A 16,031-nucleotide genomic window follows, 5' to 3' on the forward strand; every position below is an offset into this window, starting at 1 on the left:
AGTCGGATGCATGAGTATGCTCCTGGATCATGGAACTGATCCAGGAGCATTCCGACGTTGCCGCCTATCTGGCGGCCGATGACGTGGTCGACCACGACCATCCACTGGTCGACGAGACCGCCGACGCGCTGTGGACGGCCACGGGCGACGCATATTCATACGCCAAAGCGGCCTTCGAGTTCGTCCGCGACACCATCCCGCACTCCGCCGACTCAGGGGACGACCGCGTCTCCTGGCGCGCCTCCGACGTCCTGGCGACGCGCAACGGCATCTGCTACGCCAAGTCCCACGCGCTGACCGCGCTGCTGCGCAACCGCGGCATCCCGGCCGGTCTCTGCTACCAGCTCCTCGGTGACGACGACGGATCGAACCTCGTCCTCCACGGTCTCGTCGCGCTGCGCCTGCCCGGCAGTGAGGACTGGTCCCGGGTGGACCCCCGGGGCAACAAGCCCGGCGTGGACGCCCAGTTCACCCTGGACCACGAGCAACTCGCCTTCCCCGTGCGCCCGGAGCTCGGCGAGATCGACTACCCCGGGCTGTACGCGGCTGCGCACCCGGCCCCGCTCAAGGCGCTCCGGGAGTCCGTGGACCGGGCGCAGTTGTGGCGGAACCTGCCGACGGCGCTCTAGGGCCTGTCGTGGCGACGGCCCCGGCCGCCACCGCGGCCCGGGCGGGGCCGCGCGCCGCCACCGCGGTGTGCAGCAGGGCCGCGGCCAGTTGCAGCGCGGCGATCGCGAGCACCAGGATCCAGGGCGGTGCGGCGGCGGCGAGCCCCACGAGCGCGGCGCCCGTCGACGCGGCCGTCACCTTCAGTCCGGCGCCGAGGGTGAACACCTGGGTCCGGGCCTCCTCGGGTGCGAACTCCGAGCGGATGCGCAGGGTGGCCGTCAGCAGCGGGCCGTCGCACACCCCGGCGGCCGCGAACGCCACCGCCGTGAGGGGGACGGACGGGGTGAACGCGGCAGCCGTCAGCGCCACACCGGTCGCCGCCATGGCCCAGCGGGCCAGCCGGCCCGGCGGCACGGACGTGATCCGGCCCAGGGTCAGGGAGCCGGTCAGGGCGCCCAGGGCGAAGGCGGTCATGAGCACCCCGCCGCCTCCCGGACTGCCGAGCGTGGTGGCCAGGAGCACCGCGGTGGTGGTGAGCGCCCCGATGCCCACGAAGGCCAGAGTCGTGGCCGAGGTGACGGCCCGCAGCTCCCGGACCCGCCACAGGGCGGCCAGTCCGGACCCCAGTCCGGCCCGGGGTGCGCCCGGGGCGGGCCCCCGGCCGGGCTTCGCGTAGGGGAGCGTCGCCGCCAGGGCCGCGGCCAGTGCGCCGGAAGCCGCGAGGAGGACCATCGCCGGTCCGGCCGAGCCGAAGGCCGCGACCAGGCTGACGGCCGCCGGAGCGGTGACCGCGGCGCCGTTGTAGGTCGACGCGTCCCAGCCGTAGGCCCGGTCCCGCGCGGGACCCGGCGGGACCAGCCCCGCCACCAGGCTCGACAGCCCGCCCGTCACCATCGGCCCGCAGGAGCCGCCGAGCACCGCCACCGCGAGCACCACCGGCGTCGGAGCCCGCCCGAGCAGGAAGGCCAGTGCCGCCACGGCCGTGGTGAATCCCGCCAGGGCGCCCACGTGGAAGAGACGGGGCCGGCGCGATCTGGCCGCGGCGGCGCCCGCGAGGGGAGCGGCGAGCACGTGCGGGGCCAGCCAGGCGGTCAGGACGAACGCGCCGTGGGCGGCGCTGCCGGTCCGCTGGAGGGCCAGCAGTACGACGGCCATGCCCATGCCCTCGGAGGCGAAGCGCGCCGCCAGTGCGGCGGCCAAGTACCGTCCGAGCCCCGGCATCCCGGCCCCTTTCGCCAGGTGACGTGGCAGAGGGGTGCGAGGTTACGCCATACGGGTGTAGGGCGAAAGGATCGCGGTTTTCGGTCAATAGGAAAGTTTCCTGTCTGACATCGTTGTCAGCTTGGCATGCGCATGAGTATCTTCGGCCGCAGGATCCCCCCACGGACCCGCACGGACCCCTACGGACCCCCACCTCAGAGGCCCCCCACCTCTGACCTCCGACCGGAAGGCGCTTCATGCGTTACGGAGTCCCCGCCGGGCTGCTCACCGCAGCCCTCGGCCTGGTCGCGGCGCTGACCCTCGCCCCCACCTCCGCCGCCGTCACCCCCCACACCCCGGACACCCCTGTCGTACTCGCCGCCGCCCCCACGGCCTTCGCCCATCCCGGAGTCCTGAACAGCCGCGCCCAGCTGGACTTCGTACGGGCCAAGGTGCAGGCCGGGCAGCAGCCGTGGAAAGCGGCCTTCGACGACATGCTCGCGAGCCGGTACGGGTCGCTGTCGCGGACGCCCAAGCCGCGCGAGATCGTCGAATGCGGCTCCTACTCCAACCCCAACCTCGGCTGCACCGACGAGCGGGAGGACGCCATAGCCGCGTACACCGACGCGCTCGCCTGGTACATCACCCGCGACACCCGGTACGCGAAGAAGTCGATCGAGCTGATGGACGCCTGGTCCGCGCGGATCAAGGACCACACCAACAGCAACGCCCCGCTGCAGAGCGGCTGGGCGGGCTCCACCTGGCCGCGCGCCGCCGAGATCGTCAAGCACACCTACACCGGCGGCTGGCCCAACCAGGGGCGCTTCGCCACGATGCTGCGCGACGTCTACCTGCCCGAGGTGATCGGCGGGAAGCCGAACAGCAACGGCAACTGGGAACTGATCATGATGGACGCCGCCGTCGGCATCTCCGTCCACCTCGACGACCGCGCGAGCTACGACAAGGCGCTGGCGATCTACCTCGGCCGGGTGCCCGCCTACTTCTACCTGGCCACCGACGGGCCGCAGCCGAAGTACCCGCCGCGCTCCACCATCGACACCCGGAGCGAGCTGATCGACTACTGGCACGGCCAGAGCACCTTCGTGGACGGTCTGGCGCAGGAGACCTGCCGGGACTTCGGCCACACCGGCATGGGCATCGCGGCGGCCCTGCACGTGGCCGAGACCTCGCGCATCCAAGGGCGCGACCTGTACCCGGAGTTCAAGGACCGGTTCCGCCACGCGCTGGGCTTCCACGCCAAGTACGAACTCGGTGAGGCCGTGCCCTCCTGGCTGTGCGGCGGGAGCCTCACCAAGGGGCTGGGTCCGGCCACCGAGGTCGGCTACAACGCCCTGCACACCCGGCTCGGCGTCACGATGGAGAACACCCGCCGGCTCACCGAGGGCCGCCGCCCGGCCGGCACCGAGAACCACTTCGAGGCCTGGGAGACGCTGACCCACGCGGAGAACCCGAACTGACACGTCCACGGCGCAGCACTGCGGCCCCGCCCGATGGGCGGGGCCGCGGTCCGTCGTGGTGCAGTCGGCCTCAGCCGGCTTCCTTGACCTGCGCCGGGGTCGGCGCGGTGCCGCCGAGGTGGGCCGGCAGCCACCAGGAGTCCTCGGCACCCTTGGGCTTGGCCGGGTAGGCGGCCTGCGCGGCGTCCAGCAGTTCCTGCACCCGCTCGCGCAGCCGGCGGGTGATGGCCCCGGCGTACTGGTCGGCGGGCGCCTCAAGCGGCTCGCCCACCCGCATGGTCACCGGGATGTGGCTGCGCTTGAGGTCCTTGGGGCGGCCCTTGGTCCACATCCGCTGCGTCCCCCACAGCGCCACCGGGATCAGCGGGACACCGGCTTCCTGGGCCATGCGCGCCGCACCGGACTTGAAGCTCTTGAGCGTGAAGGACTGGGAGATCGTCGCCTCCGGGAACACGCCGATGATCTCGCCGGAGCGCAGCGAGTCGAGCGCGTGCTGGTAGGCCGTCTCGCCCTGGGCGCGGTCCACCGGGATGTGCTTCATCGCGCGCATCAGCGGACCGGACACCTTGTGCCGGAACACCGACTCCTTCGCCATGAAGCGGACGAGCCGCTTCTGCGGGCGCGCGGTCAGCCCGGCGAAGATGAAGTCGAGGTAGCCGATGTGGTTCGACACCAGAACGGCCCCGCCCTTGCGGGGGATGTTCTCGGTGCCCTTCATGTCGATGCGGACGTCGAGCGCACGGAAGAGGGTGTGCGCGGCACCGATAACCGGGGGGTAGACGAGCTCAGCCATGGTGGGGAGACCCCGCTTTCTGCCTGGAGGTGCTCCCGGCCGGAAGTTACGGCAGCGTAGGTACGCGGCCATGGGGATCGTGCCCCATACGGGAGCCGCAGGCCAGCCCAGACGCCCGTGCCCGGCGAGATTCTCGTCACGCCGGGAATGCGGAGGGTCCGCGGGGCGCTCCGATCAGCGTACGACCGTACCGGGATGATGGACGAGTGCCCGTACGGGCCAGGCGACGGCTGAGACGGGGGCGCGGGTGCGCGCAGGCGAGCGGGACGAGGGCGCGGGCGGGACCGCGGACGGGACCGCCGGCGAGGCCGCGGGCGCGGGTCGGGGCGACGGCCGGCTGGGCATCGCCGAACTGGGGGCCGAGCCGGGGGAGCGGGCCACGCTCGTGCAGTTCTCCAGTGCCTTCTGCCAGCCCTGCCGGGCCACCCGGCGGATCCTGGACGAGGTGGCGGCCATGGTCGGGGGCGTCCGGCACATCGAGATCGACGCCGAGAAGAACCTGGACCTCGTACGGGCCCTGGGCATCGTCAAGACCCCGACCGTACTGGTCCTGGACGCGGCCGGCCGGATCGTGCGGCGGGCCGCCGGGATGCCGCGCAAGGCGGACGTGATCGCCGCCCTGGGCGCCGCGGTGTGACGCGGGCGCGGACATCGCCCCGTGGCGGGCGCCGGGGGCGTCCGGTGAGCCGGTGCACGCGTCCGCACGCAGCGTGACGCGCCCTACATCTGACCGTTCAGGCTTGACTGTGTACACGAGAGATCGCCAGGCTTGCGATATGCGGTATGAACTCCTGCTTTACGGACGGGGCACCTCCTGATGACGGCTCCGACGGCTCCTTCCCCGCGGGTCGGCGCAGGCCTGCCCGGCTCGCCCGCGCTGCTGCGCTCGGTGTTCCGCCGGCACGCCGCGGGCGTCGCCGTGATCACTGCCGAGAGCGGCGGTCGGCCGGCGGGATTCACCGCGACCTCGCTCAACTCCGTCTCGGCGGACCCCCCGCTCCTGTCGTTCACCATCGGCACGGGGTCCTCCAGCTGGCCCGCGATACGGGACTCCGAGCACCTCGGGGTCCACATACTCGGCGAGCACCAGGGGGAGTTGGCGGGCCTGTTCGCCCGCAACGGGGCCGACCGCTTCGGTCCGGCGACCGACTGGGCGCCCGGCCCGCACGGGGTTCCGGTCCTGGGCGGCGTCCTGGCCTGGCTGGTGTGCCGGGTCGTGGCGCGGGTTCCGGCCGGCGAGCACCGGGTGATCATCGCGGAGGCGGTCGCCGGGGACCCGGCGGGGGACCCGGTGGGGGATCCGGCCGGAGAGGGCCGTCCGCTGCTGTACCACCAGGGGCGCTTCAACGCGTTGAGGGACTGAATCGTCCCTGCTGGGGCCGGTTCCACCGGCGTTGGCCAGATCACAGTTCACCGGCCTTGCAACCTGGCGGAACCCGCTGTGTACTGACGAGTAACATTCCCGAACGGGGCGCGGGCCGCCCCGGCGGGAACGGCCCGAGATGGCGCCTATGCTGCCTGAACAAGGCGGTACCAGAAATGTCGATGCGGTAGGAGAGCCGGCGTGAGCCTGAGGATCGTTGTCTGTGTGAAGTACGTGCCCGACGCCACTGGCGACCGGCAGTTCACCGAAGACCTGACCGTCAACCGTGACGACGTCGACGGCCTGCTGTCGGAGCTCGACGAGTACGCCGTCGAGCAGGCGCTGCAGATCGCCGACGAGGCCGACGACGCGGAGATCACCGTCCTGACGGTGGGCCCCGAGGACGCGAAGGACGCGCTGCGCAAGGCGCTGTCCATGGGTGCCGACAAGGCCATCCACGTCGAGGACGACGACCTGCACGGCAGCGACGTCATGGCGACCTCGCTGGTGCTCGCCAAGGCGATCGAGAAGGCCGGTTACGACCTGGTCATCACGGGCATGGCCTCGACCGACGGCACCATGGGTGTCCTCCCGGCGATCCTGGCCGAGCGCCTGGGCGTCCCGCAGGTCACCCTGCTGTCCGAGGTCAAGGTCGAGGACGGTGTCGTCACCGGCCGCCGCGACGGCGACTCCGCGAGCGAGCAGCTGGAGGCTTCCCTCCCGGCCCTCGTCTCGGTGACGGACCAGTCGGGCGAGGCCCGCTACCCGTCCTTCAAGGGCATCATGGCCGCCAAGAAGAAGCCGGTGGAGTCCTGGGACCTGGAGGAGCTGGAGATCGAGTCCGACGAGGTCGGTCTCGAAGGCTCCTGGACCGCGGTCGACTCCGCGACCCAGCGTCCGGCCCGCACCGCCGGCACGATCGTCAAGGACGAGGGCGAGGGCGGCAAGTCGCTGGCCGAGTTCCTGGCCGGCCAGAAGTTCATCTAAGAGCTTCGGCCCCTTCTCAAACGCCCCCTGACTACTTCGCATTCGCAGGAGCATCCCCAATGGCTGAAGTCCTCGTCTACGTCGACCACGTCGACGGCGCCGTCCGCAAGCCCACCCTCGAACTGCTGACGCTGGCCCGCCGCATCGGCGAGCCCGTCGCCGTCGCCCTCGGCGCCGGTGCCGAGGCCACCGCCGCCGTGCTCGCCGAGCACGGTGCCGTCAAGGTCCTCACCGCCGACGCCCCGGAGTTCTCCGACTACCTCGTCGTACCGAAGGTGGACGCGCTCCAGGCCGCGTACGCCGCGGTCTCCCCGGCGGCCGTGCTGCTCCCCTCCTCCGCGGAGAACAAGGAGATCGGCGCCCGCCTGGCCGTCCGCATCGGCTCCGGCATCATCACCGACGCCACCGACCTGGAGGCGGGTGACGAGGGCCCGGTCGCGACGCAGGCCGCGTTCGCCGCGTCCTTCAGCACCAAGTCCCGCGTCTCCAAGGGCACCCCGGTCATCACCGTGAAGCCGAACTCGGCCCCGGTCGAGGCCGCTCCGGCCGCCGGCACCGTCGAGGCGCTCGCCGTCACCTTCGGCGCCCTGGCCACCGGCACCAAGGTCACCTCCCGCACCCCGCGCGAGTCGACCGGCCGCCCCGAGCTGACCGAGGCCGCGATCGTGGTCTCCGGCGGCCGCGGCGTCAACGGCGCCGAGAACTTCCACATCATCGAGGCCCTCGCGGACTCCCTCGGTGCGGCCGTCGGCGCCTCGCGCGCCGCCGTGGACGCCGGCTGGTACCCGCACTCCAACCAGGTCGGCCAGACCGGCAAGTCGGTCTCCCCGCAGCTGTACATCGCCTCCGGCATCTCGGGCGCGATCCAGCACCGCGCCGGCATGCAGACGTCGAAGACGATCGTCGCGATCAACAAGGACGCCGAGGCCCCGATCTTCGACCTCGTCGACTACGGCGTGGTCGGCGACCTCTTCGCGGTCGTCCCCCAGCTGACCGACGAGATCAAGGCGCGCAAGGGCTAAAACCCTGCCGCAGGCGCTGACCTGCGGGTAAGTGGTCTCCGGGGCCGTGTGGTGTTTCTCACCGCACGGCCCCGAGTCGTTTGTCCAGGACGGCGGAGGGACCATTGACTGAGCGGAACCCCGTGGCTAAATTCTGTAATGCGGATCTAAGATTCCGTGAAGCGGAAAAGAGGAGAGTGCACGATGGGTCAGCAGGAGAAGGTGGCGACGAGCCTCGCAGGCGCGGTCAGCGAGGGCATCAGCGCTTCCCTCAAGCCGGTGGACGCGGAACTCGCGCGCCACTACCCGGGCGACCCCGGCACCCGCCAGCCCATCCACACGGTCTACGTGCCCGGTGACGTCTTCGCGGCGGACACCATCCGTACCTGGGGCGACCAGGCCCTCGCGGCCCTTGACGAGCACGCCCCGGACGCCGCCACCTTCGCCAAGGTACTCGGCATCTCCGACGAGCTGGCCGTACCGGTCTACGACCGCGTCCGCGCCAAGCTCGCCTCCGAGCCCATCGAGGACCTCCGCGTCGACTTCGAGGACGGCTTCGGCGTCCGCTCCGACGAGGAGGAGGACCAGGCCGCGGCCCGCGCCGCCCGCCTCGTCGCCGAAGCCTTCTCCAACGGCACGAACGCCCCGTACATGGGCATCCGGATGAAGTGCATGGAGTCCAACGTCCGCGACCGCGGCATCCGGACCACCGACATCTTCCTCTCCGGCCTGCTCGCCCACGGCGGCCTGCCCGAGGGCCTGGTCCTGACCCTGCCCAAGGTCACCTACCCCGAGCAGGTCACGGCCTTCGTGCAGCTGCTGGAGGCCTTCGAGACCGCCCGCGGCCTGCGCCCCGGCCGGATCGGCTTCGAGATCCAGATCGAGACCAGCCAGTCCATCCTGGCCTCCGACGGCACCGCCGCGGTCGCCCGGATGATCGAGGCCTCCAAGGGCCGCGCCACCGGCCTGCACTACGGCACCTTCGACTACAGCGCCTGCGTCGGCGTCTCCGCCGCGTACCAGTCGAGCGACCACCCGGCCGCCGACCACGCCAAGGCGATCATGCAGGTCGCGGCCGCCGGCACCGGCGTGCGCGTCTCCGACGGCTCGACCAACGTCCTGCCGATCGGCACCACCGAGCACGTCCACGAGGCCTGGAAGCTGCACTACGGCCTCACCCGCCGCGCCCTGGCCCGTGCCTACTACCAGGGCTGGGACATGCACCCGGCGCACCTGCCGACCCGCTACGCGGCCGTCTTCATCTTCTACCGCGAGGGCCTCGAAACCGCCGCCGCGCGCCTGAAGGCGTACGTCGCCAAGATCGAGGGCGACGTCATGGACGAGCCCGCCACCGCGAAGGCCCTGGCCGGCTACCTGGTCCGCGGCCTGGACTGCGGCGCCGTCGGCGCCGACGAGGTCACCGCCCTGACCGGCCTGACCCGAGCGGAGCTCGACGCCTTCGCCATCCCGCGCCGCTCGGCGACGCTGACGGCCACCGCCTGAGACGTTCGGCAGTGACGACGTGGCCCGGCCGGGCGGACCCCGGCCGGGCCACATTGCGTCCTGCCGTCAGGTGGTGCGCCAGGGCCACGGCGGCGAGAGCGGCCACGAGCACGCACACGCCCTGCCAGCCGGCCCGGCCGTAGACGCGTACACCGAGCCAGGACCCGGCACTCCCGCCCAGGTAGGCGCAGGTCATGTAGGCGGTGTTGAGGCGGCTGCGCGCGTCGGCCCGCACGGCGAGGACCCGCGCCTGATTCGCGATCATGCCGGACTGCATCGCGATGTCCAGCATCAGCGTGCCCACCGTCAGGGCGGCCAGACCCGGCACGCCGCCCCGGACTCCCGCCGCGAGGACCGCCGCCGATGCGAGGACCGCGAGCAGGCAGACGAGGTTCACCGGATCGGGGCCCCACCGGTCCACCATGCGCCCGGCGAGTGGGGTGCAGAACATGGTGGCCGCGCCCACCAGTGCGAGCAGCCCCACGGCCTGCGGCCCCAGACCGTACGCCGGACCCGTGAGGAGAAGCGCCGCACAGGTCCAGACGGCCGAGAACCCGCCGAAGACGGCTCCCTGGTAGAGGCAGGAGCGGCGCAGTCGCGATTCGCTGCGCAGCATGCGCAGGGAGTCGGCGAGCAGCGCCCCGTACGGCCGGCGGGCGGGCGGAGGCGTGCGCGGTACCGCCACGGCCAGGACGGCCGCGAGCAGCAGGAGGAGAACGGCGGCCACCAGATAGGGGGCCCGCCATCCCAGCCGTTCGCCGAGCGTCGCGCCGAAGGTGCGGGCCAGCAGCATCCCGCCGATCGACCCGCTCAGCAGGGTGCCCAGAACCGCCCCGCGGCGGTCCGCGCCCACCAGCCCGGCCGCCATCGGGACGATGATCTGCGCGGCCACGGTGGTGATCCCGGTGAACATCCCGGCGGCGGCGAGGAACCCGAGGCTCGGGGCGCAGCCCGCGGCGAGCAGACCCAGTCCGGTGAGGGCGAGCAGGGTGACCAGGAGCGGGCGGTGCGGGAACCGGTCGCCGAGCGGCACCAGAAGGAAGAGCCCGGCCGTGTAGCCGACCTGGGTGGCGGTCACCACCAGGGACGCCGCATCGGGGGAGGTGCCCAGCCCGGCGGCGATCAACGGGCTGATGGCCTGCGGGAAGTAGAGGGTGCCCACCGCGACCGCACAGACCGCCGCCAGGGTCAGTACCGTCCTGCGGCTCATCTCGGCCTGCCGGCCCGCCGTTCGTGTCATGAGGGGAAGTCCACGGCACCCGCGGCGCACCGCAAATCGATGTAGCGTATTGCTTAATGATCAGCTTCGAGCTCGGTGTCGAAGACCTCGCAGACACCCGCTTCGCCCTCTCGCCGCTCGGCGAGACCGTGCTCAGCCTGCGGGTGCTGCGGGAGCCGGGTCTGTCGGCGGTGCACCTCCCGTGGCGCAGGAGCGTGCTCGGCCGGCTCGGTGAGCTCGACACGGCTCTGCTGATGTCCCTGGTCGCCCAAAGGCGCACGCTGCCCGACTTCCTGACCCCGCGGCCCGCGAGCTTCGCCCCGGACTTCGAGGTGGAACTCGCCGCCGTCCGGGCCACCTCCCCCGACACGGTCCGCCGTGACCTGCTGGCCGCGCACGCCCCGGACCCGCTCCCCGACCCGCTGAGCGCGGCGGATTGCGCCGACGACGCAGCGGTCGCGGTGCTCCGCGACGACATATGCGACCTGCTCCGCAGCTACTGGGAGGTGGCCGTCCGGCCGGCGTGGCCGCGGATGCGACTGTTGCTGGAAGCCGACATGACCTACCGCGCACGGCAGTTGGCCGTGGGAGGCGCGCGGCGGCTGTTCGCCGACATGCACCCGAACCTGCGCTGGAACGACGGCGTCCTGCACATCGGCGCGATGATCAGCAGCCACCGCGTCGCGGCGTCCGGGCGTGGGCTGCTCCTCCTGCCGTCCGTCTTCGTCCACAAGCCGGCGCCCCCGGTCAGCCCCGAGGAGCCGCCCACGCTGGCGTACCCGAGCCGGGGGGTGGCGACCCTGTGGACCCCGCCGCCCACCGCGGACGAACCCGCGCTCGTGGCGCTCATCGGCGCTCCCCGCGCCCGGCTGCTCGGCCTGCTGGACGAGCCGCTGGCCACGGCCGAGATCGCCCGCCGCTTCCGGGTCACTCCGAGCGCCGTCTCCCAGCACCTGCGGGTGCTGCATGCCGCGGGCCTGCTGAGCAGGGCGCGCGACGGACGGCAGGTCCTCTACCGGCGCAGCCCGCTCGGCGACGAGTTGGCCGGAGGCGTCCGGGCGGCCGGGGATCCGGAGCCGTGAGGGTCAGTCGGCCGGCGGGAGCTCGCCCGAGCCGCGGGTGATCAGGCGGGTGGGGAGTTCGATGCGGGCCGGGGGGAGGTCGGCGCCCGCCAGGCGCTGGAAGAGGCGGTCCGTGGCCACCCGGCCCAGGGCCGCGGCGTCCTGCGCGATGACCGTGATGCCCGGGTTCAGCAGATCGGCGAGTTCGAAGTCGTCGAAGCCGACCAGGGCCACCGGGTGGGGGAGAGCGGCGAGGACCCGTACCGCCGTGACCGTCACGCGGTTGTTGCCCGCGAAGAGGGCCGTGACCGGCTCCGGGCCGGACAGCATCGCCCGGGCGGCCGCCGAGACGCGCTCCGGGGCCGTCGTGCCGAGGGAGACCCAGGAGCCGGCCACCGGCAGGCCGGCGTCGGCCATGGCCGCGCGGTAGCCCCGCAGTCGCTCGGTCGCGGTGTGGATGTGCGGCTGGTCGCCGATGAAGCCGATCCGGCGGTGGCCGCCCGCGATCAGGTGCGCCACCCCGTTCACGGCGCCCCCGAAGCTGTCGGACAGCACCACGTCCGCGTCGATCCGGCCCGCCGGGCGGTCCACGAACACCGTGGCCACCCCGGCCCGGATCTCCGGTTCCAGGTAGCGGTGGTCGTCCCCGGCCGGGATCACCACGAGTCCGTCCACCCGGCGGGCGCACAGCGCGAGCGCCAACTCCCGCTCGCGCTCCGGGTCCTCGTCGCTGGAGCCGTTGATGAGCAGGGCGCCGTGGGCGCGGGCCACCTCTTCCACGGCCCGGTTGAGCGGCCCGTAGAAGGGGTCGGAGAGGTCCTCCAGGACCAGGCCGACGGTGGCGGTGCGCCCCTTGCGCAGCACCCGCGCGCTGTCGTTGCGGCGGAAACCGAGCGCATCGATGGCCTCCTGGACCCGCCTCTCGGTGTCCGGGGTGACGCCCGGCTCCCCGTTGACCACGCGTGACACCGTTTTGAGGCCCACGCCGGCCCGGGCCGCCACGTCCTTCATGGTCGGCCGGTTGCCGTAGCGGGGCTCGGGCGGGCGGCGGGTGTGCGGCACGGTGTCGGACCTCCAGGGGGACGGGTGCTGCGGCGGTGCGGGCCCGGCGCTGCGGACAGGCCCCTGACCTTGAGGATAAGCACTCGGCGGGGCGCCGGGGTTTCCGTGGCAGGGTGGTGCGGGCAAGCCACTGGGGGCATCGGGAGAGGGGTAGACGTGATTGTCTGGATCAACGGCACCTTCGGCGCCGGGAAGAGCAGCACAGCGCGCGAGCTGACCGGCCTCCTGCCGGAGAGCACCTTGTTCGACCCGGAGTTCATCGGTGACGCGCTGCGCGTGCTGTTGCCGCGCAAACGCCTCGCGGAGGTGTCCGACTACCAGGACCTGCCGAGTTGGCGGCGGCTCGTCGTGGACACGGCGGCGGCGATGCTCGCCGAACTGGGCGGGGTGCTGGTGGTCCCCATGACGCTGCTGCGGCAGGAATACCGCGACGAGATCTTCGGCGGGCTCGCGGCCCGCAGGATCGCGGTGCGGCACGTCCTGCTCGCCCCGGAGGAAACGATCCTCCGGGAGCGGATCGCGACCCGGGAGGAGCCCGGGGCGGCGGCGGACGCGGACCTGCGGGTGCGGCAGTGGGCCTACGACCACATCCCGGCCTACCAGCACGCGCTGGGCTGGCTCGCGGCCGACGCGCACGTCATCGACAACGGGACCCTGACCGTACGGGAGACGGCCGAGCGGATCGCCGAGGCCGTACGCACCGACACGGCCCGGGTCTGCGACATCGTGCAGACCCCGCAGCCGACGCGCGAGACGGTCGCGGCGGGGGTGCTGCTCTTCGACGACGAGGACCGGGTGCTGCTGGTGGACCCGACGTACAAGCCGGGGTGGGAGTTCCCCGGCGGAGTCGTCGAGGCCGGGGAGGCCCCGGCGTGCGCGGGGGTACGGGAGGTCGAGGAGGAACTCGGGCTCGTACTGGAGCGCCTCCCCGAGCTCCTGGTCGTGGACTGGGAGCCGCCGGGCCCCCCGGCGGGCTACGGCGGCCTGCGGCTGCTGTTCGACGGGGGCCGGCTGTCGGCGGCGCAGGCCGGGCGGCTGCGGCTGCCCGGACCGGAGCTGCGGGCCTGGCGGTTCGTGACGGAGGAGGAGGCGGCGGACCTGCTGCCGCAGGTGCGCTACGCGAGGCTCCGGTGGGCCCTGCGGGCACGCGAACGGGGCCGGGCGGCGTACTTGGAGGCGGGACGGGCGGTTCCGTAGACGGGCGGCTCCGGAGCCGGGCACGGGCGCGGGCGCCGGGCGGGAGCGTGGGGGCCGGGGCGTGGGGGCCGGGCGGGGGCGTGAGGGCCGGGGAGGAGCCGACCCCCGGCCCGGCCCGTCGTCCGGATCAGGCGGTCGGGGACGCTGCCGCTCGGGCTGCCGCCAGGAGGGTGGCCGCGGTGTCCGAGGTCACGGGGTCGCCGTGGCCGAAGCAGGCAACCGAAGGGGCCAGCGCGGCGAGGTGGAGCATCGACTCGACGGCCCGGGCGCGGTCCACGTTGAAGACGCCGAGCATCACCTGGCCGACACCGGCGACGCAGTCGCCCGTGAACAGCACGCCGTGCTGCGGGAGATGGACACCGATGCTGCCCGGGGTGTGACCCGGAGCGTGGACGACGACCGCGCCGTCGCCGAAGGGGAGTACCTCGCCGTCCTTCACCTCCCGGTCCACCCGGGTCGGCGGGGCCTCGGGCACCGTCAGGCCGTGTGCGTACAGCGGGAGTTCCCAGTCCAGCAGGACCGGCTCCGGGACCGGCTGCTCGCCGCGGATCACCGGCGCGTCGAGCGCGTGCGCCAGTACCTCGGCGCCCCGGCGCGCGGCGAGTTCGCCCGCCGCTCCGACGTGATCGCGGTGGCAGTGGGTCAGGACGATCCGCTCCAGCCGCTCCGGCAGCAGCCCGAGGGAACGTATCGCCCCTTCGATCGCGTCCGCCGAACCGGCGTGGCCCGCGTCGATCAGGGTCAGGGCCTCACCGTCGCGCCAGAGGTAGGCCTGGCCGATGGGGAAGCGGAGCATGTGGAGGCGGTCGGGAACGACTTCTACGAGATCCATCACCCGAACGTACGAGGACGAACCACGCCGCCGGCGGAGGTTGCGCCGGTAGCGTGGTTCGCCCGTAGCCGAGCGTTCGGGGAACCGCCCGAGACACCGTCAGGCGCGCTTGGACTCCGCGTAGTTGAGGAGGAACAGCGCCTCCGTGACCGACAGGCGCTCCAGCTCCTCCGGGGAGACGCTCTCGTTCACCGCGTGGATCTGCGCCTCGGGTTCGCTCAGGCCGATGAGCAGCATCTCCGCGTCCGGGTACAGCTCGGTCAGCGTGTTGCACAGGGGAATGGAGCCGCCCATGCCGCTGATCTGCATCTCCTGGCCCGGGTAGGCCGCCTTCATGGCCTGCGCCATCGAGGCGTACGCGGGGCTGGTCGTGTCAGCCTGGAACGGCTGTCCCTGGCCGACGACTTCGAGCTCCAGGCGCGCCTTCCACGGGGTGTGCGCCACCAGGTGGGCCTCCAGCAGCTTGATCGCCTCCGCCGTGTCCACGCCCGGCGGCACCCGCAGGCTCACCAGCGCGCCCGCGCTCGCGTGCACCGAGGGGGTGGCACTGGCCAGCGGCGGGGAGTCGATGGCCAGCACGGTGACGGCCGGCCGGGACCACAGCCGGTCCGCGATCGTGCCCTCGCCGATCAGCTCGACCCCGTCGAGCACCTTCGCGTCGGAGCGGTAGTCGGCCTCCGGGTACTGGAGCCCCTCCCACACACCGTCCGAAGCCAGCCCGTCCACCGTGGTCGAACCGTCCGGCGCGCGCAGCGAGGCCAGCAGCTGGATCAGGGCGGCCATCGCGTCGGGGGCGGCCCCGCCGAACATGCCGGAGTGCAGGTTGCCGCCCAGGGTGTCGATCTTGACCTTCAGCAGGCACATGCCGCGCAGGGTCGCGGTGACCGTCGGCAGGCCCGTACGGAAGTTGCCCGCGTCGCCGATCACGACGGCGTCGGCGGCCAGCAGTTCGGGGTGGGCCGTCGCGTACTGCTGGAGACCGCCGGTGCCCTGCTCCTCCGAACCCTCGACGATCACCTTCACGTTCACCGGGACGCCGCCGTTGGCCTTCAGGGCGCGCAGCGCGAGCAGGTGCAGGATGAACCCGCCTTTGCAGTCGGCGCTGCCGCGCCCGTACCAGCGGCCGTTCCGCTCGGTCAGCTCGAAGGCGGGGGAGATCCAGGCCGCGTCGTCCAGCGGGGGCTGCACGTCGTAGTGCGCGTACAGCAGGACGGTCGGCGCGTCCGCCGGGCCGGGCAGGAACCCGTACACCGACTGGGTGCCGTCGGGGGTGTCGAGCAGCGCCACGTCCTGGAAGCCCTCGGTGCGCAGCGCGTCGGCGACCCAGTTCGCGGCGGCCTGGCTCTCGCTCTGGGGGAAATTGGCCCAGTCCGCCACCGACTGGAAAGCCACCAGCTCGGACAGCTCCTGCTTGGCGCGGGGCATCAGCGAGGCGACGGTCTCGGCGATCGGATGAGACGGCATGGGCACGCTCCTCTTGGGTGCGACGTTGGTGTACGTGTACGGGTTACGTATACGCCTCCCGCATGCGCGGGGTGTGCGTATGCGGGCTACGGCAAAAGACTCTTCCGATCCTCGCACAACGGGGCAGTCGATCTCGCGCCGTAGGATTTCCCCGGCATCGGAGCAACGGCATGAACCGCATGATCAGGAGCAGCAGCACATCGTGAGCAGCGACGAGAGCGACAGCGGCGACGTACGCGACGCGGCGGCAGGACAGACCGCT

General features: G+C 72.6%; 15 protein-coding genes. 9 read left to right on the forward strand and 6 right to left on the reverse strand.

Features of this window, described 5'->3' with window-relative positions:
- Positions 1 to 29: 29 nt before the first annotated feature.
- On the forward strand, positions 30 to 629 hold the full coding sequence (locus OG898_RS26970; protein WP_266959742.1) for a transglutaminase family protein: 600 nt from the start codon (positions 30 to 32) through the stop codon (positions 627 to 629).
- Here the strand turns inward: OG898_RS26970 and OG898_RS26975 are convergent.
- A complete protein-coding gene (locus OG898_RS26975) occupies positions 565 to 1,830 on the reverse strand; it encodes an MFS transporter (RefSeq protein WP_266959744.1) in 1,266 nt (421 codons plus the stop codon). The two genes, OG898_RS26970 and OG898_RS26975, sit on opposite strands and share 65 nt — an antisense overlap.
- A gap of 236 nt (positions 1,831 to 2,066) precedes the next feature.
- Between OG898_RS26975 and OG898_RS26980 the strand changes: the two genes are divergently transcribed.
- Entirely contained in the window at positions 2,067 to 3,287 is a 1,221-nt protein-coding gene (locus tag OG898_RS26980; protein ID WP_250738893.1) for an alginate lyase family protein, read from the forward strand.
- Positions 3,288 to 3,357: 70 nt separating this feature from the next.
- Here the strand turns inward: OG898_RS26980 and OG898_RS26985 are convergent, their stop codons facing one another.
- Complete coding sequence (locus OG898_RS26985; protein ID WP_266959746.1) at positions 3,358 to 4,080, reverse strand: 1-acyl-sn-glycerol-3-phosphate acyltransferase; 723 nt, start codon at positions 4,078 to 4,080, stop codon at positions 3,358 to 3,360.
- 337 nt (positions 4,081 to 4,417) lie between these two features.
- Here OG898_RS26985 and OG898_RS26990 point away from each other — a divergent pair, with 337 nt between their 5' ends.
- The 5 genes from OG898_RS26990 to OG898_RS27010 all read left to right on the forward strand — a co-directional run bounded on the left by OG898_RS26990 (position 4,418) and on the right by OG898_RS27010 (position 8,934).
- Positions 4,418 to 4,717: a thioredoxin family protein gene (locus OG898_RS26990; RefSeq protein WP_266960466.1), complete on the forward strand. Its 300-nt coding sequence runs from the start codon at positions 4,418 to 4,420 to the stop codon at positions 4,715 to 4,717.
- Between the two features lie 180 nt (positions 4,718 to 4,897).
- On the forward strand, positions 4,898 to 5,443 hold the full coding sequence (locus OG898_RS26995) for a flavin reductase family protein (protein ID WP_250738896.1): 546 nt from the start codon (positions 4,898 to 4,900) through the stop codon (positions 5,441 to 5,443).
- A gap of 201 nt (positions 5,444 to 5,644) precedes the next feature.
- Positions 5,645 to 6,430 carry an electron transfer flavoprotein subunit beta/FixA family protein gene (locus OG898_RS27000; RefSeq protein WP_250738898.1) on the forward strand — a complete coding sequence of 262 codons (786 nt, stop codon included), beginning with the start codon at positions 5,645 to 5,647 and terminating at the stop codon, positions 6,428 to 6,430.
- A 59-nt stretch (positions 6,431 to 6,489) separates the two neighbouring features.
- Positions 6,490 to 7,452 carry an electron transfer flavoprotein subunit alpha/FixB family protein gene (locus tag OG898_RS27005; protein WP_250738899.1) on the forward strand — a complete coding sequence of 321 codons (963 nt, stop codon included), beginning with the start codon at positions 6,490 to 6,492 and terminating at the stop codon, positions 7,450 to 7,452.
- A 183-nt stretch (positions 7,453 to 7,635) separates the two neighbouring features.
- On the forward strand, positions 7,636 to 8,934 hold the full coding sequence (locus OG898_RS27010; RefSeq protein ID WP_266959749.1) for an aldolase/citrate lyase family protein: 1,299 nt from the start codon (positions 7,636 to 7,638) through the stop codon (positions 8,932 to 8,934).
- Here the strand turns inward: OG898_RS27010 and OG898_RS27015 are convergent.
- Positions 8,849 to 10,144, reverse strand: coding sequence for an MFS transporter (locus OG898_RS27015; RefSeq protein WP_266960468.1), 1,296 nt, complete (start codon positions 10,142 to 10,144; stop codon positions 8,849 to 8,851). The genes OG898_RS27010 and OG898_RS27015 overlap by 86 nt on opposite strands.
- Positions 10,145 to 10,230: 86 nt before the next feature.
- On the opposite strand from OG898_RS27015, the gene OG898_RS27020 reads away from it, so the two are divergent.
- On the forward strand, positions 10,231 to 11,235 hold the full coding sequence (locus OG898_RS27020; protein ID WP_250738902.1) for a helix-turn-helix transcriptional regulator: 1,005 nt from the start codon (positions 10,231 to 10,233) through the stop codon (positions 11,233 to 11,235).
- A 3-nt stretch (positions 11,236 to 11,238) separates the two neighbouring features.
- On the opposite strand, the gene OG898_RS27025 is transcribed toward OG898_RS27020, so the two are convergent.
- Entirely contained in the window at positions 11,239 to 12,225 is a 987-nt protein-coding gene (locus tag OG898_RS27025) for a LacI family DNA-binding transcriptional regulator (RefSeq protein ID WP_266960470.1), read from the reverse strand.
- Positions 12,226 to 12,432: 207 nt separating this feature from the next.
- Here OG898_RS27025 and OG898_RS27030 point away from each other — a divergent pair, with 207 nt between their 5' ends.
- On the forward strand, positions 12,433 to 13,473 hold the full coding sequence (locus OG898_RS27030; protein WP_266959751.1) for an NUDIX domain-containing protein: 1,041 nt from the start codon (positions 12,433 to 12,435) through the stop codon (positions 13,471 to 13,473).
- 127 nt (positions 13,474 to 13,600) lie between these two features.
- On the opposite strand, the gene OG898_RS27035 is transcribed toward OG898_RS27030, so the two are convergent.
- Positions 13,601 to 14,305 (reverse strand): MBL fold metallo-hydrolase, encoded by a 705-nt coding sequence (locus tag OG898_RS27035; RefSeq protein WP_266959753.1) that lies wholly within the window; start codon positions 14,303 to 14,305, stop codon positions 13,601 to 13,603.
- A 99-nt stretch (positions 14,306 to 14,404) separates the two neighbouring features.
- Entirely contained in the window at positions 14,405 to 15,769 is a 1,365-nt protein-coding gene (locus OG898_RS27040) for a dipeptidase (RefSeq protein ID WP_266959755.1), read from the reverse strand.
- Positions 15,770 to 16,031: the final 262 nt, after the last annotated feature.

The organism is Streptomyces sp. NBC_00193, from assembly GCF_026342735.1.
GTDB lineage: Bacteria > Actinomycetota > Actinomycetes > Streptomycetales > Streptomycetaceae > Streptomyces > Streptomyces stoeckheimensis.